General features: G+C 59.5%; 13 protein-coding genes, 3 tRNA genes and 1 CRISPR repeat array. Of the genes, 8 read left to right on the forward strand and 8 right to left on the reverse strand.

Going from position 1 to position 21,103, the window contains the following annotated elements:
- Positions 1–34 precede the first annotated feature (34 nt).
- The 3 genes from QM007_RS06930 to QM007_RS06940 all read right to left on the reverse strand — a co-directional run bounded on the left by QM007_RS06930 (position 35) and on the right by QM007_RS06940 (position 312).
- Positions 35–110: transfer RNA gene (locus tag QM007_RS06930), tRNA-Gly, on the reverse strand.
- A gap of 33 nt (positions 111–143) precedes the next feature.
- Positions 144–215, reverse strand: a tRNA-Val gene (locus QM007_RS06935).
- A gap of 24 nt (positions 216–239) precedes the next feature.
- A tRNA-Gly gene (locus QM007_RS06940) sits at positions 240–312 on the reverse strand.
- Between the two features lie 229 nt (positions 313–541).
- Here QM007_RS06940 and QM007_RS06945 point away from each other — a divergent pair.
- Positions 542–1,111, forward strand: a complete 570-nt coding sequence (locus tag QM007_RS06945) for a GNAT family N-acetyltransferase (RefSeq protein WP_237204827.1) — start codon at positions 542–544, stop codon at positions 1,109–1,111.
- A gap of 76 nt (positions 1,112–1,187) precedes the next feature.
- Here the strand turns inward: QM007_RS06945 and zapE are convergent, their stop codons facing one another.
- Positions 1,188–2,249: a cell division protein ZapE gene (zapE, locus tag QM007_RS06950; RefSeq protein ID WP_283489291.1), complete on the reverse strand. Its 1,062-nt coding sequence runs from the start codon at positions 2,247–2,249 to the stop codon at positions 1,188–1,190.
- A gap of 234 nt (positions 2,250–2,483) precedes the next feature.
- Here zapE and ybaK point away from each other — a divergent pair, with 234 nt between their 5' ends.
- On the forward strand, positions 2,484–2,981 hold the full coding sequence (ybaK, locus tag QM007_RS06955; RefSeq protein ID WP_283489292.1) for a Cys-tRNA(Pro) deacylase: 498 nt from the start codon (positions 2,484–2,486) through the stop codon (positions 2,979–2,981).
- Here the strand turns inward: ybaK and QM007_RS06960 are convergent.
- Positions 2,919–4,247 (reverse strand): alpha/beta hydrolase family protein, encoded by a 1,329-nt coding sequence (locus QM007_RS06960; protein WP_283489293.1) that lies wholly within the window; start codon positions 4,245–4,247, stop codon positions 2,919–2,921. The genes ybaK and QM007_RS06960 overlap by 63 nt on opposite strands.
- An 83-nt stretch (positions 4,248–4,330) precedes the next feature.
- Between QM007_RS06960 and msrB the strand changes: the two genes are divergently transcribed.
- The 3 genes from msrB to QM007_RS06975 all read left to right on the forward strand — a co-directional run bounded on the left by msrB (position 4,331) and on the right by QM007_RS06975 (position 6,635).
- Positions 4,331–4,753 carry a peptide-methionine (R)-S-oxide reductase MsrB gene (gene msrB, locus QM007_RS06965; RefSeq protein WP_283489294.1) on the forward strand — a complete coding sequence of 141 codons (423 nt, stop codon included), beginning with the start codon at positions 4,331–4,333 and terminating at the stop codon, positions 4,751–4,753.
- Between the two features lie 103 nt (positions 4,754–4,856).
- Positions 4,857–6,128, forward strand: a complete 1,272-nt coding sequence (locus QM007_RS06970) for an HRDC domain-containing protein (RefSeq protein WP_283489295.1) — start codon at positions 4,857–4,859, stop codon at positions 6,126–6,128.
- Between the two features lie 9 nt (positions 6,129–6,137).
- The gene (locus QM007_RS06975; RefSeq protein WP_283489296.1) at positions 6,138–6,635 is read left to right on the forward strand and encodes a Rieske (2Fe-2S) protein; all 498 of its coding nucleotides are present in this window, start codon (positions 6,138–6,140) and stop codon (positions 6,633–6,635) included.
- A 241-nt stretch (positions 6,636–6,876) separates the two neighbouring features.
- On the opposite strand, the gene dxs is transcribed toward QM007_RS06975, so the two are convergent.
- Positions 6,877–8,853 (reverse strand): 1-deoxy-D-xylulose-5-phosphate synthase, encoded by a 1,977-nt coding sequence (gene dxs, locus QM007_RS06980; RefSeq protein ID WP_283489297.1) that lies wholly within the window; start codon positions 8,851–8,853, stop codon positions 6,877–6,879.
- A 326-nt stretch (positions 8,854–9,179) separates the two neighbouring features.
- Here dxs and QM007_RS06985 point away from each other — a divergent pair, with 326 nt between their 5' ends.
- Both QM007_RS06985 and QM007_RS06990 read left to right on the forward strand, forming a co-directional pair.
- A complete protein-coding gene (locus tag QM007_RS06985; RefSeq protein WP_283489298.1) occupies positions 9,180–10,712 on the forward strand; it encodes an alanine/glycine:cation symporter family protein in 1,533 nt (510 codons plus the stop codon).
- Between the two features lie 78 nt (positions 10,713–10,790).
- Positions 10,791–11,414: a mismatch-specific DNA-glycosylase gene (locus QM007_RS06990; RefSeq protein WP_283489299.1), complete on the forward strand. Its 624-nt coding sequence runs from the start codon at positions 10,791–10,793 to the stop codon at positions 11,412–11,414.
- A gap of 187 nt (positions 11,415–11,601) precedes the next feature.
- Here the strand turns inward: QM007_RS06990 and acnA are convergent, their stop codons facing one another.
- The gene (gene acnA / locus QM007_RS06995; RefSeq protein WP_283489300.1) at positions 11,602–14,286 is read right to left on the reverse strand and encodes an aconitate hydratase AcnA; all 2,685 of its coding nucleotides are present in this window, start codon (positions 14,284–14,286) and stop codon (positions 11,602–11,604) included.
- Positions 14,287–14,622: 336 nt separating this feature from the next.
- Here acnA and QM007_RS07000 point away from each other — a divergent pair, with 336 nt between their 5' ends.
- Positions 14,623–15,339: a hypothetical protein gene (locus tag QM007_RS07000; RefSeq protein ID WP_283489301.1), complete on the forward strand. Its 717-nt coding sequence runs from the start codon at positions 14,623–14,625 to the stop codon at positions 15,337–15,339.
- 80 nt (positions 15,340–15,419) lie between these two features.
- Positions 15,420–18,073: direct repeats of the CRISPR family, unit length 28 nt; unit sequence GGCTCATCCCCGTCTACGCGGGGAGCAC.
- Between the two features lie 58 nt (positions 18,074–18,131).
- On the opposite strand, the gene cas3 is transcribed toward QM007_RS07000, so the two are convergent.
- Positions 18,132–21,092, reverse strand: coding sequence for a CRISPR-associated helicase Cas3' (cas3, locus tag QM007_RS07005; protein ID WP_283489302.1), 2,961 nt, complete (start codon positions 21,090–21,092; stop codon positions 18,132–18,134).
- Positions 21,093–21,103: the final 11 nt, after the last annotated feature.

The following is a 21,103-nucleotide window of genomic DNA, read 5'->3' on the forward strand; positions in this document are numbered from 1 at the left end:
GCAAAAGCCCCGGCTCTTAGAACCGGGGCTTACGTGGAGCGGTTGACGAGACTTGAACTCGCGACATCCACCTTGGCAAGGTGGTGCTCTACCAACTGAGCTACAACCGCGTATGCAATTATTTGCAGTGGATTTTCATCCAGTGCGCGATACTGGGATCGAACCAGTGACCCCTTCCATGTCAAGGAAGTGCGCTACCGCTGCGCCAATCGCGCTAGACACTCGCAAGGAGTGTTGCGAGCGGTTGACGAGACTTGAACTCGCGACATCCACCTTGGCAAGGTGGTGCTCTACCAACTGAGCTACAACCGCATTGTGTTTCAATTCCTTTAGGGAACCGAACCAACGAGTAAATACTTTACACACTTTTCTGGCTCCTGCCAAATCAACACGCACCTTCGCGTAAACCCTTTTTTACCGCGTGTTTTCGCGGTTTTTACCGCCGCAACCCCGCTCAGTTCAAAATTTTTCTTCTATGCCCTGTGCCACATCTTTGGGGGCGTACACTGTAAAAAACATTTCTATTCATCGTGGAGTTTTCATGCACCCCCAGCTTCTCACCGAACGTTTCACCCTGCGCCCCTTGCGTGAGGCCGATGCAGCGGCGATGGCTCAGGCTTGCCAGGACCCGGACATTATTCGTTTTTGCCTATCCGTACCCCTGAACTATACGGAAGAGACTGCCCGCGATTTCGTTGCCTACACCCATCAGGCAAGCGAGAGCGGGCATGAGCTGGTCTGGGGCATCGACGCGAGCGGGGTTTTCGCCGGTGTGGTGAGTCTCTTTAACATCACAGGATCTTCTGCGGAGGTCGGCTACTGGTTAGCGCCGGGTAGTCGCGGTCAGGGCTTTCTGACCGAGGCCCTAGGCATGATGGTGGGCTTTGCCCTGGACCCCCAGGGGCTGGGCCTCGACAGGCTGAGCTGGAAGGCGCTTGCTGATAACGATGCCTCTGAGCGGGTGGCTCGCCGGGTTGGGTTTACCGATTTCCGTACGTTGGTGAAAAGCGAGCCGGGCCGCCCGCTTGAGGACGGCTCCACTCCCCTGCTTGATATGCGCGCCGCTGAGCTGACGCGCGACCGCTGGGCCGAGTTGGGCTTCCCCGGCTAGGGCGGTTTTTATACGCAAGGACGCCGGGGCGCACCTACCTGCTGCTGGCAGGCTGGTGTGCCCCGGCGTCCTGGTTTCACGCCTCCGTTTCGTCCAACATACCCTCACGTGATAGAGCGGTCAGGCGTGAAACCGCGCGGAAGTACTTTTTCTGGTAGCCGCCGGTCATCATTTCTTCGGTGAAGACCCGGTCGAAGGGGACGCCGGAGGCGATGATGGGGAGGTCTTTGTCGTAGAGGCGGTCGGCGAGGACGACGAAGCGCAGGGCGACGGCTTGTTGGGTGATGGTGGTGACGTTGCGCCAGGCGATGGCGTCGAGGCCGTCGATGAATTGGCGGTAGCGGGAGGGGTGGACGCGGGAGAGGTGGTCGATAAGGGCTTCGAAGTCGTCGATGGCGACGGTTCCAAGCCCACCGAAGCGGTTATCGACCAGGGCGTCAAAATCGGCGTCTGCTACGGGTGCGGGGGCGGCGGGTAGGCCGCGGTGGCGGAAGTCTTCACCGTCGACGCGTAGGACGTCGAACTGGTCGGCGAGTACTTGGATTTCGCGTTTGAAGTCGGCTGCGGCGAAGCGGCCTTCACCGAGGGCGCCGGGCAGGGTGTTGGAGGTGGCGACGAGTTTGACGCCGGCTTCGGCGAGTTCGCGCATGAGGCGGGACATGAGCACGGTGTCACCGGGGTCGTCGAGTTCGAATTCGTCGATGCAGACCAGTTTGTAGTGTGAGAGGGCTTCGACGGTTTTGCGGAAGGTCAGGGCGCCGACCAGGTTGGTGTATTCGACGAAGGTGCCGAAGGCTTTGGGGCCTTCGACCATGTGCCAGAGGGAGGCGAGCAGGTGGGTTTTACCTACGCCGAAGCCGCCGTCGAGGTAGAGGCCGGCTTTGGTGTCGTCCTTCTTTTTGCCGCCGCCGAAGAGTTTGCCGAAGAAGCCGCCCCCGTTGGTTGATCCGCCGCGGTTGATGATTTCACCGAAGGCGCGCAGGGCGTCGACGGCTGCCTGTTGGGAGGGCTGGGCGGGGTCGGGGCGGTAGGTATTGAAAGACACTTCACCGAAGCGTTCTGAGGGCCTGAACCCTGAGAGGAGTTCATCGGCTGAGACGTGGGGGGTGCGGTCGGTGAGGTGCGTGTAGGTTGCCACGTGTGGTCTTTCCCTTAGGCGCGACGGTGCGCTGGTGATTCGTACACCCACAGTCTAGTAGCTGGTGGGCAGGTTGCCCAATGTTGCGGTGGGGTTAGTGCGGGGCTGACTCTAAGCCGGTTGGCTTGTTCACAGATGTGCTGGTCAGGCTCTGGGCGGACGCCGGTGGGCGGCTTCTCGTTTTAGGCTGGTAGGTGCATACCTATTGACGTGAGTGAAAGGGATAAAGAAACGATGGCGAAGGCGAAGAAGAAGAAGGGGGCGGCTACGGCTGCGCTGGCTCTGTTGCAGCAGACCGGTACTGCTTTTGAGGTGCGCGAGTATGAACATGTGGACGGTGAAACCAACTTTGGTCTGGAGGCTGCCGAAAAACTGGGTCGCTCCCCCGAGCAGGTTTTTAAGACCCTGATGATTACCCACGAGAAGGATTTTGCGGTCTGCGTGGTGCCGGTGGGTGGCAAGCTGAACGTGAAGGCTGCTGCGGCTGCCCTCGGCTGGAAGTCGGCGAAGATGGCTGCCCCCGATGTGGCAGAGAAGCGCACCGGGTATGTGGTGGGCGGTATTTCTCCCTTGGGGCAGAAGACGGCTCACCCTACCCTGGTGGATGAAACTGCCCAGCTTTTTAACACGATTTTGGTGTCGGGTGGGCGCCGCGGCCTGGATGTGGAGCTAGCTGCCGATGACCTGGTTGCGCTGACGCAGGGGGCTTACGCCGATATTGCGGCTGTTTAGCCAGCCGGTGACGGTGCCAAACCAGAGCTGCGGGTCTACGTTCCATTCCCTGGTGTGGGGGGCCTTTTCGAAGGGGACGAAGTCCACCAGGTGTGAGAGCTCAGCCAGGGCCTGTGAGGGCTGGTAGGGCACATAGGTATCGTCCACCGAGTGCATGATTAGGGTGGGCACGGTAATGTCGCCCGCCCGGTGGGGCCAGGAAATCTGTTGTAGGCTGATGGGTTCTTTCAGCCCGGTGAGAGTGCTGAGGGCGGGATGGGTAATCATCTGTACACCCAGCTGACCGATGCGCAGCGGGATCTTGTTCAGATGCGTGTGGTACTGGATGAGCTCAAGCCAGTCCAGGGCAGGGCCGTCCAGCACCAGTGCCCGGATAGCCCGGCGGTTACGGGCCAGGTCGGCAGTCTGCATGCAGATTGACCCGCCCATAGACCACCCAAAGAGTACTACGCTGCGAGCGCCGTGGGCCAGGGCGTAGTCGATGGCGACTTCGACGTCCCGCCATTCGGTGAAGCCCAGGCCGTAGCGGCCGTCCTCGCTGGCGGGTGCTTCGCGGTCGTTGCGGTAGCTCATGTGCAAGCTGGTGAGGCCCAGGGCCTGGGTGGCGTCGAGGGCGCGCAGGGTTTCGGCGCGGGTTGCCCCCATGCCGTGCACCATGATGGCCCAGGTGTCGCTCGGTTCAGGGGTACCGGGTTCGTCAGTTGCTTGGCCTTCCGTTGTTTGCGCGTCCAGCGCCGCCCCGGGGTGTACTACCCAGGAGGGGGCGGGGCCTACCGGCAGGGACAGCTCAATATCTTCAGCCCGATAGCCAGCCATAGCGGGGTCGGTGGCAACCACGCCGGTGAGGCGTCCGCGCTTAATTTCTGCCATATTGCCCCGGTAAATTTTTTCGATGCTCCGTACCACGGTCTTGTCACCCGGCATATAGGAGGTCAGCTCCCCCAGCAGGGCAAAACCCGCCCCACCCGAGAAGTAAAAGCCGTAGTGGCCCGGGGCCAGGGTACGCTCGGTGGCGTCGATACGGATGCTGGTAGGCTGCTGGCCCTCGGCGATGTCAGCGCTGCTATAGCCCAGGGAGTGCACGCGGACGTCCTCAACCGGCGCTTTGGGGGGAACCACGATTTTGCGGGCGAAGTGGGTGGCGATTCCTGCGGTGCCCAGGGCAGCGGCGCAAGCCAGGGTCGCTCCGGCGGCCCCGGCAACCCCCGCTACGGTAGCTAGGGTGAGGGTGCGGGCGGGTGTGGGGTGTGCGTGCTCAGTAGCCATAATGCCCAGTGTACGGGAATAAGAGCCCGCTGCGCCTGCTTATACTGGTGCACAGATACAGCCGTGATGAAAGCGAGCAAGCCATGAGTGATTCTCTGCCCGGCCTTGGTGCCATTGCCAAGAACTGGAAGGAAGTTCTGAGCCCCGATGAGTACGCGGTGCTGCGCCAAGGCGGTACGGAGCGGGCTTTTACCGGTGAGTATTGGGACACCACCACCGAGGGCGTCTACGCCTGCCGGGCCTGTGGCACAGAACTGTTCCGGTCCACCGAGAAGTTTGAGAGCCACTGCGGCTGGCCCTCTTTCTTTGAGCCGCTCGCTGCTGACCGGGTGCGCTACATCGAGGACCGTTCTTTAGGTATGGTGCGCGTTGAGGTGCGCTGTGCCGCCTGCGATTCCCACCTGGGCCACGTCTTTGAGGGGGAAGGCTACGATACCCCCACCGACCTGCGCTACTGCATCAACTCCATCAGCCTGACCCTGCACGAGAAGCCGGTAGCTGAGTAGGTTCTCTGCCCGGGGGTGTGGGTGAGCGGACGCCACCCACCCCGGTAGGGCCGGGCAAAACCTGGCATAATGGGGAGGTAGTTTTCCACCGGGAGGGAGTTTTATGGCGGTGCAACCTGTAGGGGGAACAGGTTCTCAGTTTGATGTACCCGAGGGGATTAGTATCCCCGAGGTGGTGTATCTCGACGAGCCTGAGGGAGGCACACCGAGCGTCATTAACACCGAACGCGGCTTGCACCGCGTAGCTAAAATTCTGGCGGCAGAAAGCGGGCCTGTGGCGGTTGATACCGAGCGCGCATCTGGCATTCGCTATGGTCAGCGGGCTTTTTTGGTGCAGCTCAAGCGCGGTAATTCCGGGGTAATTCTGATTGACCCCGAGAGCTTTGATGATCTCACCCTGATTAACGAGGCCTTGGCAGGTGCTGAGTGGGTGTTGCACGCTGCGACCCAGGATTTGCCCTGCCTTGCTGACCTTGGCATGTACCCCGACGCTCTCTTTGATACTGAGCTGGGCGGACGCCTGGCCGGATTTGAGCGCGTTGGTTTGGGCTTCATGGTGGAAAACCTGCTGGGCTACAAGCTGGCCAAGGAGCACTCGGCGGTGGATTGGTCCCACCGCCCACTCCCCTCAGCCTGGCTCAACTACGCTGCCCTCGACGTTGATATTCTACTTGACCTGCGCGATGCGGTGGAAGAAGAGCTGCGGGCCCAGGGCAAGCTAGGCTATGCCTTGGAAGAGTTCCGCTATATCTGTGAGCACCCCGAACGTGAAGAGAAGCCCGACCCCTGGAGAAAGACCAAGGGTATTCGAGAGGTGAAGACCCGCCGCCAGCTCACCGCCCTACGCAACCTCTGGTATGAGCGTGAGCACCTGGCGCAGAAGAAGGACGTTGCCCCCAAGCGCCTGCTGCCCGACGCCTCCTTGATTACTGCAGCCAAGCTTATGCCGCGCACGGTACCTGCCATTCTGCAGATTCCCGGCTTCCAAACCCGGGCGCTCAAGCGGGAGGCCCCGCGTTGGCTCAAGGCCCTGGCCGACGCCAAGAAGGATGCCGAACCGGTACCGTTTACCACCCCTGCCTCTGGCCCGCCGCCGCTCAAAGCCTGGGAGGTCAAGCGCCCCGAGTCCGCCCTGCTCATTGCTGAGGCAAAGCCTGCGGTGCTCGCTGTGGGCGAGCACCTGAACATGCCGCAGGAGAACGTCCTTGCCCCCGATGTGCTGCGCCGCCTGTGCTGGGACCCGCCCGCTGGGTCGTCCGTTGAAGAACTTAGGGTAGCCCTGCTTGAACTTGGGGCACGCCAGTGGCAGATTGAACTTATAGCCCCTGACCTGGCTGATGTTTTTGCCCGGGTTAGACATTCATCTACAAAGTAAGGTTCAACTATGTGTACTACCTGTGGTTGTCAGAAGGAAAACAAGGACGCGCCCGCCCCGGCTGAGCAGACTGCGGCCGGTGGGCGCGGGCTCACCCGCCGCCAGGCTGTGGCAGGCACCGCTGGCGTGGGTGCCGGTGCCGCTCTACTAACGGCCTGCGGTTCTTCTGATGAGTCTGAGAGCCTGACCGCCAACGACGGTCGCCCCGCTCAGGCCACCGATATGGCTGCTGTTGAAGATGTTCCGGTAGGCGGCGTCATTCAGGCCAACAACGATGGTGTGACTGTCATGATTACCCAGCCAACTGAGGGCACCTTCCATGCCTTCTCATCGGTCTGCACCCACCAGGGCTGCCAGCTCAACGCCCAGAAAGAAAAGACCATGGCCTGCCCTTGCCACGCCTCAGTCTTCTCATTAGAGGACGGTTCGGTTCAAGGCGGCCCAGCAGAAACCGCCCTACCCGAGTTCACGGTGGAGGTCAAGGACGGAAGAATCTGGGTTTCCTAAGCTAGCCATGACGGATGCACGGGCTCACAGCGAAGCTGTTGGCACGATGAAGTGAGCGGGTGCGAGCGCGCGAGCACACAAGAGCGAACGAAATCCACCGCAAGGCGGGGCGTGAGGGTCAGGCTTACGCCTATTCCGCCCGCAGATTTATTTCCTCGCGCGCTCGGAATCTGCAGGGCTCCATCCAGCGTGAGCCCGTGCATCCTGTTCTAAGCACGCCTTAAGGCCCCTTAATTGTCGCCTAGCTAGTGTGCTTCGGCTTCTCCCCTTCGGTGCGGGCGAAGGGCACCATGTTCCCGGCGAGCTGCGCGAGAATATCGGCGCTAATTTTCTGGGGGGTAAGCCCGACTTCTTCGAGGATTTCACCGCGTTCGGCGTGCTTAATGAATTCGGCGGGTAGGCCGAGTTCGTTGAGGGCGGTGTCGATTCCGGCTGCTCGCATTTCTTGGCGGATGCGGGAGCCCACGCCGCCTGCCCGCACGCCGTCCTCCATGGAGACGACGATGCGGTGTTCGCCGGCGAGGGTTACTACGCTGGCGGGTACGGGCATGACCCAGCGGGGGTCGATGACGGTTACGCTCACGCCCCGCTCGGCGAGCAGGTCTGCGGTGTCGAGGGCGAGTCGGGCAAAGGCACCGACGCCGATGAGGAGCACGTCGCGCTGGCCGCTTTCAGGGTTGGGGTCGCCATGGCGGGCGAGGACGTCCGTGCCATCTGCAAGACGTTCCAGGGCGGGGATATCAGCACCTACTGAGCCCTTGGGGTAGCGCACCACGGTGGAGGCGTCCTCAATAGCAACAGCTTCGCGCAGTTCTTCGCGCAGGGTCACAGCATCGCGGGGGGCAGCTAAGTGCAGGCCGGGGATGAACTGGAGCAGGGCTAGATCCCACATACCGTGGTGGGAGGCACCGTCAGGGCCGGTGATGCCCGAGCGGTCCAGCACGATGGTGACGCCGGCCTTGTGTAGGGCAACGTCCATGAGCAGCTGGTCGAAGCCGCGGTTGAGGAAGGTCGCGTAGAGGGCGATGACGGGGTGCTGGCCGCCGTAGGCCAGACCGGCGCTCATAGCGATAGCGTGCTGTTCGGCGATGCCCACGTCGATGACGCGGCCGGGGTGGGCGGCAGCCATAGGCTTGAGGCCGACGGGAATGAGCATAGCGCCGGTGACACCCACGATGTCCTCGCGTTCATCGGCAATATCTTTGATTTCCTGGGCAAAAACACTGGTCCAGGACTTTCCGGACGACTTGGCTAGAGCTTCGCCGGTGTCGGGGTCGATGACGCCAACGGCGTGGAACATGTCGTCCTTATCGCTAACGGCAGGCGCATAGCCGTGGCCCTTTTCGGTGATGGCGTGCACGATGACGGGGCCGCCAAAATTTTTGGCGGATTCTAGAGCGGTTTCCACAGCTTCAAGGTCGTGCCCGTCGATGGGGCCCACATACTTCATGCCCAGGTCTTCAAAGATGCCGCCGGGCACCATGACGTCCTTAATACCGGCCTTCATGCCGTGCAGGCCGCGATAGATCATCTGCCCCACAGAACCGCCGTTTTGTAGCTTGGTGCGGGCGGCGGCCAGGGTGCGCTCATAGCGTGAATCCAGGCGAACCTTATCTACCTTATTTTGAAGTTCGTGCTGCAGGGCAGCGAGGTGGTTGGCGAAACCGCCGATGGTGGGAGCATAGGAGCGGCCATTGTCGTTGACCACGATGACGACCTTGCGGTTCTTATCAGCTGCGATATTGTTGACCGCTTCCCAGGCCATGCCGCCGGTCAGCGCACCGTCACCAATGACAGCTACGGTGTAGCGGTCTCTCTGCCCGGTGAGCTGGTAGGCCCGGGAAATACCGTCTGCCCAGGAAAGGGACGAGGACGCGTGCGAGGACTCGACGATGTCGTGGTCAGATTCTGCGCGCTCGGGGTAGCCAGCAATACCGCCCTTTTGACGCAGGGTCTCAAAGTTCTGACGGCCAGTAACCAGCTTGTGAACGTAGGACTGGTGGCCGGTATCAAAGACAATGGAGTCCTGAGGGGAGTTAAAAACCCGGTGGATGCCCAGGGTTAGTTCCACAACACCCAGGTTGGGGCCCAGGTGCCCACCGGTCCGCGAGACATTAGCAACGAGGAAGTCACGAATCTCTTGGGCTAGCTCGGTGAGCTGATCAGGGCTCAAAGCGTTCAGGTCGCTCGGCTCACCAATAGTTTCTAGTAGTCCCACGATTACTCCCCCGTTCACCGGCTAGCTGCGCCCCAACGTCCTTGTAGCTGTGGGCGGCGGCCACCGGTCAAAAGTCTAGTATGTTGCAATTAAGTAACTTTACCCGCTCAGTGCAGGTTTAGCGATTCACAGTGTGAGAAGAAAAGTAGCGCTTGTGTTTCAGTTAGGTTTCCTCACGCGTGGCGCTTTTCAAATGTATATACGAACCACTAATATCAGTGTTCAACAGCTCACACTGTGCATCAGCACACAGTCATAGGTCACAGTGGTGCTGAATCATTACCAGGCTAGTTCCCTCACTAGCCCCGCACGAATGGATCTCTTCTATGACCGCAGCAATCGATTGGGCGAACAGCATTATCTGGTCGCCCGTGCTGGTATATCTTTGCCTGGCTGTTGGCGTGTACTTCACCATCCGCACCCGCCTACTCCAGATACGTCAGATTCCCACCATGATTCGCGCGACTTTCAAGGGCGAATCATCTAAGGACGGCGTCTCGTCCTTCCAGGCTTTGGCTATGTCACTTGCCGGCCGCGTAGGTACCGGTAATATCGCAGGTGTAGCCACCGCTATCGCTTTCGGCGGCCCCGGTGCCGTTTTCTGGATGTGGACCGTGGCCTTCCTAGGCTCCTCCACCTCCTTCATCGAGTCCACCCTGGGCCAGATTTACAAGGAACGCGATAAGGTCACCGGCGAGTACCGTGGTGGCCCGGCCTACTACTTCGAAAAGGCCTACCGCCACACCAAGTACTCCGGACTCTTCAAGGTTTACGCCTCCATCTTCGCTTTTGCCACTGCCCTGGCCTGTGGCTTCTTCCTACCCGGTGTGCAGGCTAACGGTATTGCCACCTCCATGCAGGGTGCCTTCCCCACTGTCCACCCCTGGATGACCGCCACCGGCGTTACCATCCTGCTGGCCTTCATCGTCGTTGGTGGCGTCAAGCGTATTGCGACCTTCGCCTCTGTTGTGGTTCCCTTCATGGCTATCATCTACATCGTGCTGGCCATGATTGTTGCCTTTATCAACATCAATATGCTGGGTGAGGTTATTAACCTGATTTTCTCATCAGCTTTTGGTCTGCACGCCACCTTCGGCGCCATCATTGGCACCGCCGTTGAGTGGGGCGTCAAGCGCGGTATCTACTCCAATGAAGCTGGCCAGGGCACCGGCCCCCACGCTGCTGCCGCCGCTGAGGTTAAGCACCCTGCTGCCCAGGGCTTCGTGCAAGCGATGGCTGTCTACATCGACACCCTCTTCGTCTGCTCCGCTACTGCCTTCCTAATTCTTTCAACCGGCATGTACCGTGTCTACGAGGGCGGCTCAGCCGACACCCCCGTGCTGGCAGAGGGCCCGGGCAACCTGGCCGAAGGCGCTACCGTTGGTCCGGCATTTGCACAGTCCGCCTTCGATACGCTGATCCCCGGTGCTGGCCCGATCTTCATTGCAGTTTCACTGGGTTTCTTCGCCTTCACCACCATCGTTGCCTACTACTACATGGCAGAAACCAACCTACGTTACCTCACCCGTAACCTGCAGAACAAGACCCTGGGCAATGCCCTCTTGCGTCTGCTGCAGTTGCTGATTCTGACCGCAACCGTTATTGGCTGCGTCAGCACCGCAGGTGCCGCCTGGGCTCTGGGTGATATCGGCGTAGGTCTGATGGCCTGGCTGAACATCGTGGGTATTCTGGTCATTCAGAAGCCCGCTCTACAGGTACTCAAGGACTATGAACAGCAGAAGAAGCAGGGCCTTGACCCCATGTTTGACCCCCGCCCCCTCGGCATTAAGAACGCTGACTTCTGGGAGACCTACTACGATGTGAAGACCGGTGCTATCCCGGTTCAAGACATCAAGTAAGACGAACTAGGTTTAGCTACTCTAGCGCCCCGCACAGTCAAGGGTTGTGCGGGGCGTTTGTACGTGTAGGGTGGGATCATGAGCACTCTTCACCCCTCACCTCTAGGCGACCAGCGCCCCACTCGGGAGCAGCTTCAAGACTTCGTCAACGGCACCCTTGACGACCGGCTGCCTACGGCTGGCACTCCCCTCCGTCTGCTGATCGTGGGCATCAACCCCGGGCTGTGGACGTCCGCCGTCAACGCCCCCTTCGCTTTTCCCGGTAACCGTTTCTGGCCATCGCTTGATAGGGCAGGCATCGTTACCCCCAGGGTGGATGCTTCACGCGGCTTGAGCGACGAGGTTGAGGAGCAGCTAGCCAGCCTGGGTATCGGCATAACCAACCTGGTTGCCCGGGCAACAGCAAGAGCCGACGAGCTCACAGCCCAGGAGCTGAAGGACGCCCTCCCCCGGCTTATTGAACTCACCCACACGTATAGACCCCAAGCTGTAGCCATTGCGGGCATTACAGCCTATCGGACAGCCTTCGGCGACAGGAAGGCTCAGCTGGGGCGACAAGACACCTCCCAGATTGAGGGGTGGAACCCGGCGAGCCAGCTCTGGGTCGTGCCTCAACCTAGCGGCTTGAACGCCCACGAAAATATTGATTCTCTAGCGGATAAGTGGCGGCAGGTCTGGAACTCCACGCAGCCGCTCACCTAGCTACCGCGTCCCTGCCGCCGTCCCCGCCGCCATACACAAGGGACCAGATTCCTCCCACAATCCTCGTTGCCCACAGATACTTTGAACACTCATCTGGTCCCAACTCCATAGAAAACAAACAAAAAGGTCTGTGGCCCCCACTGAAAAGTGGGGGCCACAGACCGTGAACCTGTTAGCTCTCTAGAACTTAGGAGCCGCGGACCAGGTTACGCAGGACGTACTGCAAGATGCCGCCGTTGCGGTAGTAGTCGGCTTCACCGGGGGTGTCGATGCGAACTACAGCGTCGAACTCGGTGACCTTGCCGTCTTCAGCGGTGGCGGTGACCTTGAGAGTCTTGGGGGTGGTGCCCTCGTTCAGTTCGGTCAGGCCGGTGATATCGAAAGTTTCGGTACCGGTCAGGCCGAGTGATTCGTGGGATTCACCGGCGGGGAACTGCAGGGGTACAACGCCCATACCGATCAGGTTTGAACGGTGGATACGCTCGAAGGACTCAGCGATAACTGCCTTGACGCCCAGCAGGGTGGTGCCCTTAGCAGCCCAGTCACGGGATGAACCGGTGCCGTATTCCTTACCGCCCAGAACAACCAGCGGGATGCCGGCAGCCTGGTAGTTCATGGATGCGTCGTAGACGGTGGACTGTTCGCCGTCCTTGGTGAAGTCGCGGGTGAAGCCGCCTTCAACGCCGTCCAGAAGCTGGTTCTTGATGCGGATGTTGGCGAAGGTACCGCGAATCATGACCTCGTGGTTACCGCGGCGGGAGCCGTAGGAGTTGAAGTCCTTACGCTCAACACCGTTTTCGATCAGGTACTTACCTGCGGGGGTGTCTGACTTGAAGGAACCTGCCGGTGAGATGTGGTCAGTGGTGACCGAGTCGCCCAGCTTGAGCAGTACGCGGGCACCCTTGATGTCCTCAACGGGGGTGGTTTCCATGGTCATGCCCTCGAAGTACGGGGGCTTGCGCACGTAGGTGGACTTGTCGTCCCACTCGAAGGTGGAGCCGGTGGGAGTCTCCAGAGCCTGCCAGCGCTCGTCACCGTCAAAGATGGTGCCGTATTCCTTGTTATACATCTCGGTGTCGAGGGACTCGTCGATGATCTTCTGGACTTCTTCGGGGTCGGGCCAGATGTCCTTGAGGTAGACCTCGTTGCCGTCGGCGTCGGTGCCCAGGGAGTCCTTCTCGAAGTCGAAGTCCATGGTACCGGCCAGGGCGTAGGCGATGACCAGCGGCGGGGAGGCCAGGTAGTTCATCTTGACGTCCGGTGAGATACGCCCCTCAAAGTTGCGGTTACCTGAGAGAACCGCGGTGACGGAGAGGTCTTCGCTCTGGATAGCCTCTGAGATTTCGGGCTCCAGGGGACCGGAGTTACCGATGCAGGTGGCACAGCCGTAGCCAACGACGTAGAAGCCCAGCTTCTCAAGGTCAGGCAGCAGGCCTGCCTTCTCGTAGTAGTCGGTGACGACCTTTGAACCGGGAGCGATAGAGGTCTTGACCCAGGGCTTGGCAGTCAGGCCCTTGGCGGCGGCGTTGCGGGCGAGCACGCCTGCTGCCATCATGACCGAGGGGTTGGAGGTGTTGGTGCAGGAGGTAATCGAGGCGATGGACACCGCACCGTTCTTGAGTTCGAACTCGCGGCCGTCGGCCATGGAGACCTGGGCTGACTTGTCGGTCTCGCCGTCCTTGGCGTAGTTCTTGATGTCTGATTCGAACTGGCTCTTGGACTCTGAGAGCAGGATGCGGTCCTGGGGACGCTTGGGGCCCGCGATAGAGGGGACCACGGTGGAGAGGTCCAACTCCAGGTACTCGGAGTATTCGACGTCGACAGAGGGGTCGTGCCAGAGGCCCTGTTCCTTGGTGTAGGCCTCAACCAGGGCGACCTGTGCCTCGCTGCGGCCGGTCAGGCGCAGGTATTCGAGGGTCTTCTCATCAATGGGGAACATGGCGGCGGTAGAGCCGAATTCGGGGCTCATGTTACCGATGGTTGCACGGTTTGCCAGGGGCACCTGGCCGACGCCTTCACCGTAGAATTCAACGAACTTGCCGACGACGCCGTGTTCGCGCAGCATTTCGGTGATGGTAAGGACGACGTCGGTTGCGGTTGCGCCGGAGGGGATGGAGCCGGTGAGCTTGAAGCCGACGACGCGGGGAATCAGCATGGAGACTGGCTGGCCGAGCATTGCTGCTTCAGCTTCGATACCGCCAACACCCCAGCCGAGTACGCCCAGGCCGTTGACCATGGTGGTGTGGGAGTCGGTGCCTACAACGGTGTCGGGGTAGGCGCGCAGGACGCCGTTGACCTCGCGGGCCATGATGGTGCGGGCCAGGTATTCGATGTTGACCTGGTGCACGATACCCATACCGGGAGGAACAACCTTGAAGTCGTCGAAGGCGGTCTGGCCCCAGCGCAGGAACTTGTAGCGTTCGCCGTTGCGCTGGTATTCGATGTCCATGTTGCGGGTGATAGCGTCGGCGGTGCCGAAGGTATCAATCTGTACGGAGTGGTCGATGACCAGTTCGGCAGGTGCCAGGGGGTTGATCTTGGAGGGGTCGCCGCCCAGTTCCTTCACGGCCTCGCGCATGGTGGCAAGGTCAACCACGCAGGGAACGCCGGTGAAGTCCTGCATAATGACGCGGGCGGGGGTGAACTGGATTTCGGTGTCGGGTTCCGCGGAGGGATCCCAGTTGGCGAGTGCCTTGATGTGGCCTTCGGTGATGTTGGCACCGTCTTCGGTGCGCAGAAGGTTTTCGAGTAGAACCTTCAGGGAGTAAGGCAGTTTCTGTGAGCCTTCTACTGCCTTTAGACGGAAAATTTCATAGTCGGTTCCGTTGACGGAAAGTACGCCCTTTGAACCGAAGCTATCCACAGTGCTCATATGTGGGACTCCTCTCGACACTGTCTTGCGTTTGGCTCGTGCGCCGGTGGGTACCGTCGCGTCTGCGCGACGGGTGTGTGATGCTCGTTCTTGAGCCTGTGGGCACGGGGCCACTGCCTTTTAGTGTACCGCGTATCACGTTGTTCACATATTTTGAAGACGGTTCGTAAGCAAATGTTTCGTCTGTATGTTTCAGGGAGCGGACGCGCACCCCACCTCGGGCGCGACTTTTCGACTTTGGCAAGGAAAATGTGCCGTTAATATATTGCGTTCTCGTGCCACAATAGGGGCATGACGGTTTCTCCTAGACACCTGCACAGGACACAAACTAGGTCTGTGGCAAATGCACTCAATGTAGCCTTTCACTGGCTCCTTATCGGTAGCGCTGCGGTTTTTGCGCTGGCCACTTCAGTAGCGATAGCTCTCCCCCACCCAGTCTCAATTCAGTTCGCTTCCCTCATCAACTGGGCGGCAGTGCTTTCTTTCCTTACAGGAGCTACCTCCCTATTGGGAGTGGGTATCACCGAGATTTTTCACAGTACATCCGCTGAAGCGAAAACCAGCAGGGAGCATGTTAAGCCGACCCCTGGCGTCCGCCTGCCTCTTTCCTTTTGTGGGTTGGGGCTGGTGTTAGCTATCTACTACGGTTTGCATGTCTTTTGGTGGAACCCCCTAGCAACAGCCCCAGGCTACACCCTCAGCGAGGTGTACAGCATCTTGAGCGAGGCTAACCAGTTTAGCCTCCCTGTCGTGATTGTGTGGGGCTTTTTCGTCGCGCTTCTTTTAGCTGCTCTGCCGAACGTGCACGAATGGTTGCGGGGCATGGCATCCTACAGCACCAAGCGCGCTATCGGTTTCTGTTCTCTTTCTGTAGCTATCGCTTGCTTCCTTCTCTTTCTGGGGTGGGGCTGGCACATGGGCGTGGGGCTGGCAGATACATTCATAACGACCGGCGGTGAGCACTCCCCCACAGCTGTTCCTTTTGGGGTAGCTACCCTCGTGCTCGGCGCCCTGGGCATCTACGGGCTCTTTGTACCTGCCCGCACCCGCTAGGCTGACCAGCCTGCTTACTGGCTTTCTCAGTCCACGCGGGTGGCACTCTTGAGATAAGCCGTAGGTAGGATTCACGTTCTGGCTCATCCCCGTCTACGCGGGGAGCACCAGATTCAGTACCGGGTTGCTTGGCTTGAAGACGGCTCATCCCCGTCTACGCGGGGAGCACCAAACGCACCGTAACATCACGATTAGCCAAGGCGGCTCATCCCCGTCTACGCGGGGAGCACACGTCCCAGTAGATGTACCCGGCGCTGGTGGTTTCGGCTCATCCCCGTCTACGCGGGGAGCACATTGACCTTGGCGCGCTCTTCGGCGCGGGCAGCGGCTCATCCCCGTCTACGCGGGGAGCACGATTGCAGGGCGTCGAGCTGTGCTTTTACGCCGGGCTCATCCCCGTCTACGCGGGGAGCACGCTATAGCGGTCATCTTGACGGGGATGAAGTCCGGCTCATCCCCGTCTACGCGGGGAGCACTTTGACCATAATCTCAGCTGAGGGGCGAGTGACGGCTCATCCCCGTCTACGCGGGGAGCACCGCTCATCGAAGTCATCAACCATGCCCGAGACCGGCTCATCCCCGTCTACGCGGGGAGCACATGGCCTGGAACTCCGTATCATCGATGCCGAACGGCTCATCCCCGTCTACGCGGGGAGCACTCGAGAGAGGAGCTGGCGAGCAGTGGCGCGCTCGGCTCATCCCCGTCTACGCGGGGAGCACGTTTTCAAGGACGCGGCGGGTACGGTTCACGACGGCTCATCCCCGTCTACGCGGGGAGCACGTTATCGCCGAACACTACGTTTACTGCGAAGTCGGCTCATCCCCGTCTACGCGGGGAGCACTCCTTTGTTTGCCGTTCCCGTGGCCGGTTGGCCGGCTCATCCCCGTCTACGCGGGGAGCACCCCATGGTGGAGAACATCCAGACTTGCGTGGACGGCTCATCCCCGTCTACGCGGGGAGCACCTGGTTTTGCATAAGCAAGGCACCGGGGGGGCAGGCTCATCCCCGTCTACGCGGGGAGCACAGCCTGGCACGAAGAAGGCTCGGAGCTCGAATCGGCTCATCCCCGTCTACGCGGGGAGCACCAAGCGACTAGATGGAACTCGGCCTGATTCATGGGCTCATCCCCGTCTACGCGGGGAGCACTATAGACGTCCGGTACGTTACTACCATTTTCACCGGCTCATCCCCGTCTACGCGGGGAGCACGCAGAGTCTTATCAAAAGCCACGTGGGACCTCCGGCTCATCCCCGTCTACGCGGGGAGCACCTGACGCTTGGAAGTACCCTGCAAGAATTAACCGGCTCATCCCCGTCTACGCGGGGAGCACATTGAATGGATGTTGTCCTTATCGGTGGCTTACGGCTCATCCCCGTCTACGCGGGGAGCACTGTTTGTGGATGAGCCCGCGGGATTGGGCGTCCGGCTCATCCCCGTCTACGCGGGGAGCACCGCTGCCGATGATCGTACCGTCACCGGTTACTCGGCTCATCCCCGTCTACGCGGGGAGCACAAGGTCATTTTCGGTTGCCATTTCTAGCCAATCGGCTCATCCCCGTCTACGCGGGGAGCACCCCCTTGGCCCCGTCGGCTGAGGGGCGCACCTAGGCTCATCCCCGTCTACGCGGGGAGCACTCCATCATTTACGTGAAGTGCTTTTAGATACACGGCTCATCCCCGTCTACGCGGGGAGCACGCCTACACCAATCGCTAGGGCCAGTACCGTGTCGGCTCATCCCCGTCTACGCGGGGAGCACGTTGATATACGCCTTGATGGTCTGGCCCATGCCGGCTCATCCCCGTCTACGCGGGGAGCACATGGCGCTTTTACCGGCCATTAGTTAGCTTTCCGGCTCATCCCCGTCTACGCGGGGAGCACAGGGAAGTTTTGAGCAGCTGCAGGGCGTCCGCGGGCTCATCCCCGTCTACGCGGGGAGCACTAGCGGCCGGCATTATGGGCCTCAGTGCAGTTCGGCTCATCCCCGTCTACGCGGGGAGCACTGCCTGCTTGCTCACTTACTCTCTCACTCTCTCGGCTCATCCCCGTCTACGCGGGGAGCACGCGGGCTACACGCCGGCGATGGCGTTATCTACCGGCTCATCCCCGTCTACGCGGGGAGCACGACAATCAGGGGAATGAGGTTGGGATTCATGTCGGCTCATCCCCGTCTACGCGGGGAGCACACCCCCACTAGGCCACCGGAGACCAGCGACCCAGGCTCATCCCCGTCTACGCGGGGAGCACTCCTCGAAAAGCACCGTGCCGTCCGCAACTGCCGGCTCATCCCCGTCTACGCGGGGAGCACCATGGCTCTGCTCGATAAGATCCTCGATACCCCGGCTCATCCCCGTCTACGCGGGGAGCACGGTATCCCAGCCGTTAGCAACAAAAAGGAACACGGCTCATCCCCGTCTACGCGGGGAGCACTGCTTGGCGTCCATATCATCACGAAGATTCGGAGGCTCATCCCCGTCTACGCGGGGAGCACGGGCCGTTAGGGTCAAAAACATCGTGCGCGGTGGGCTCATCCCCGTCTACGCGGGGAGCACCGGCAGCATATACAGCAGCATGTTCCCCTTGGTGGCTCATCCCCGTCTACGCGGGGAGCACGTGGGGGCACAAGCCCCCACCCTCCCCTACCAGGGCTCATCCCCGTCTACGCGGGGAGCACTGGTCTTTTCTTCTTTCTCTTCGGTTGCTAGCGGGCTCATCCCCGTCTACGCGGGGAGCACACTTGCTGACATGGTAGAACACCGAGAGAACAAGGAAATTTACTTTACTTTTAGCCGGCTAGCCCTCGATAATCATACCCGAATCTGCTTCCCGAAGAACTTCCAAGCCCAGTTCCTGCGAATAGCGCAACCTGTACCCGGCTAAGGAACATTCCATATTGGTATCTAGCAGAAGCACCAGCTCCCCTTTCAGTAGGTGATGCTGTTGCCAGGCAGAAAATTGATTCGTTTCTAAAGCCTTAAGGGCCAGGTCAAAAGGATTCTTGTTAGGTGCCCATCCCTTATCCGCAAACTGGTAGGGCAAACGGATAGAAGACCCTGCGAGCACGTTCGCCAGTTTCCAATCAGGTTTCTCTAAGGCGTCAGCCTCAAACATTAGATCCACGTATTCATCACCCAGTGGCCGGTAGGTCTGGCCACCATCATCCGACTGCACCACCAGCACTTCCAAGGTATCGTCCGTATCACGCACTTTAGCCTGAGCTTTCAGCTCATCGGCATCGCCCATTACACCCTTTTCACCAAAGAAATCACACAAATAGTCGATGCCTGAGCCAGGGCGCATAGAGTACGCGCCTGCTTTTCTCCGGCTCTCTGCTTCCTTGCTCTTCCGTTCCTGGACGGCCTCCGCGTAGGTTTCAGCCCAGCCCTCAGGAACAGATGCCTGAGCAGAGTAAGCGCCCTGCACCAGTGCGCTTATATCTGCAGGAATCTGAAGTTTCTTACCCTCAAAATGAGGCATCAACTGGGCATAGCTTGATAGCAGAATCGACCTGTCATAAATTTTTTCAGCAGATTCAGTAAAGACAGGGGCGGCATTTTCAGTTCCAAGTTCTTGGACACCGCGCACGTAGCACACCGGGTCAAGATGGTGGGGTGCCCTCTCCCCTGCCCTGTCATGACGGTGCAAACGCCCCATACGCTGTAGTACAAGGTCTACTGGGGCGTGGTCCGTAATCATCACGTCAAAGTCAATGTCTAGAGACTGCTCAATGACTTGCGTCCCCACGACCACAAAACGCTCGGGACGCCCGGCTCCAGCACGGCTCTTTTTGCCCAAAGCTTCAACAAGCACCTTCTCATTTTTGACGCGGTCGCGCGCAATGAAACGAGAATGTACCAGCATCAGCTCATGCGGAGCAAAGATCCCCTGCAAGTGTTCATAGACTTCCTGGGCCCGGCTCACCGTATTACAGATAATGGCGGCACATCCCCCATTATTTTCGAGGGGCGCAAGCACACTATCTAGCTCAGCAAAGGAATCATCAATGAGCCTGAGTGAAAATTCCTGTTGTTCCTTAGGCTGTTCGATCTCCCACTTCCTGGGTTCACCCGCGTTTTCAATGGAGACTGTATGAATCACGGGGTAGGAAAGATCCACGCTCTCCACAACAGACTGAGAGACTTTAGCAGCTCCCCCGCGCCTACTTCTCCTAGCAGGCACCACATCTGGCTTAGACTTACGGAAACCCAGCCCCCGAGCGTAAGCCTGCATCAGCTTCTGCCTAGCTACCCCTGGCAAGGTAGCAGACATCAGAATCACGGGGGCCTGCATCCTGCCCAACCACTCCAAGGCATTTTCAAGATAAACATTCATGTAGGCGTCGTAGGCGTGAACCTCGTCGATAACCAACACTTTCTCGCCCAACCCCAAGTGCCGCAGCATCACATGTTTGCTGGCGAGCGCCATCATCAGTACCTGGTCTACAGTGCCCACTACAAAATTAGAGAGCACTCCTTTCTTGCGGGAAAACCACTGATGCGCAATAACCCGAGCCTCTTCCTGGTGGCCTTTACGCCCCTCATCAGCGTGGATACCTGCAAACCGCATACGACTAAAATTTTCGTTGAGATTGCTTTTTGAATGCCCAAGGAACATGGAGATTGTCTCGTTACCGTGGGCGGCTTTTCGCCCCCAGTCCGCGACACGGTCAAAGAGGGCATCCGCGGTGGCTTGGGTGGGTGCGGCAAACATCAGGCCGTTTTTGCCGGTGGTGTGAGCTAGGATCTCTGCGGCAACCAGGCCTGCTTCTGTTTTTCCCTGGCCCATGGGGGCTTCAATGCAGATAAGCCCGGTGCTTTGGAGGGAGCGGGCGGCCTCCACTACGACCTTTTGCATGGGACGCAGGGTAGCACCCGGTGGGAGGGAGAATCTGCTGGAATAGATTTCTTCTGGGCTCAAAGCACTGAGGTCTTCAGGTTGCCAGGGCTGGCTAAGGTTTAGCTTTTCAAAGGCCTCTTGGAGTCGGGTTTCCTGGTGGGTAACCTGCCCGTAGGGGAAGTAGTCGGGGTTGGAAGCTATCCAGTCGCACATGATGGTTAGCCCGGTAATGAAGAATTGGAGGTCAGGTTTCAAGCCGCCGTTTTCTAAGGCTTTTAGGATAGCGTGGCCTGCCTCCGTGGTTCTTTCGATGAAGCTGAGCAACTCGTCCCAGGCTTCTAGCCAGTTCTTAAATTTTGTGTCTTGCAGGACGCGTTGAACAAGCTCGGTGTCCCTGCCCTCAGCGTAGGCGGCCGCAGGTTTGCCGTGATGGGAGCCGCTCACCTGGGCCAGACTGTTGATGCTTGTTTCAGAAACAGCAGGGTACTTCTGTGCCAGCCAGTGCCTGATAATGCTATAGCTGTAGCGGGAGTGAGGGCAACGGTCTGTTACCTTGGTGAGGTCTAGCATAAAGTCATACCCAGCGTCCTCAATCCTTTGGCGGTAAACCAGAAGGTCAATATTTTGACGCGCATCTAGCTGCCCAGCGAATTCCGGGCTAGCTTTACCAATATCGTGGGTTCCCACCAACCAGGAAACAAGGGCTTGGGTTTCAGCTTCTTCAAGGTTCAGGCTTTTTTGAATCCACTGTTTGCTGCCGTCGGATAGCCAGTTCTCCCACAGATAGTGGGCCACCTGGGAACTATCCAGCATATGCTGGGCTAGGCTCATTCCTGTTGCGGGTGATTCTTCCTGCCCTGTCTTGGCCCAAAAAGTTTGAGCACCAGCAGATAAAGATTCGATAGGGTTAGTCTTCACAGTGGCGTTAT

The sequence above is a fragment of the Rothia sp. SD9660Na genome (assembly GCF_030064065.1).
Taxonomy (GTDB): Bacteria; Actinomycetota; Actinomycetes; order Actinomycetales; family Micrococcaceae; genus Rothia.

Coding starts and splice junctions, on each gene's coding strand:
- QM007_RS06945 (WP_237204827.1), top strand. CDS start 542: ATGCACCCCCAGCTTCTCACCGAACGTTTCACCCTGCGCCCCTTGCGT.
- ybaK (WP_283489292.1), top strand. CDS start 2,484: ATGGCGAAGGCGAAGAAGAAGAAGGGGGCGGCTACGGCTGCGCTGGCT.
- QM007_RS06960 (WP_283489293.1), bottom strand. CDS start 4,247: ATGGCTACTGAGCACGCACACCCCACACCCGCCCGCACCCTCACCCTA.
- msrB (WP_283489294.1), top strand. CDS start 4,331: ATGAGTGATTCTCTGCCCGGCCTTGGTGCCATTGCCAAGAACTGGAAG.
- QM007_RS06970 (WP_283489295.1), top strand. CDS start 4,857: ATGGCGGTGCAACCTGTAGGGGGAACAGGTTCTCAGTTTGATGTACCC.
- QM007_RS06975 (WP_283489296.1), top strand. CDS start 6,138: ATGTGTACTACCTGTGGTTGTCAGAAGGAAAACAAGGACGCGCCCGCC.
- QM007_RS06985 (WP_283489298.1), top strand. CDS start 9,180: ATGACCGCAGCAATCGATTGGGCGAACAGCATTATCTGGTCGCCCGTG.
- QM007_RS06990 (WP_283489299.1), top strand. CDS start 10,791: ATGAGCACTCTTCACCCCTCACCTCTAGGCGACCAGCGCCCCACTCGG.
- acnA (WP_283489300.1), bottom strand. CDS start 14,286: ATGAGCACTGTGGATAGCTTCGGTTCAAAGGGCGTACTTTCCGTCAAC.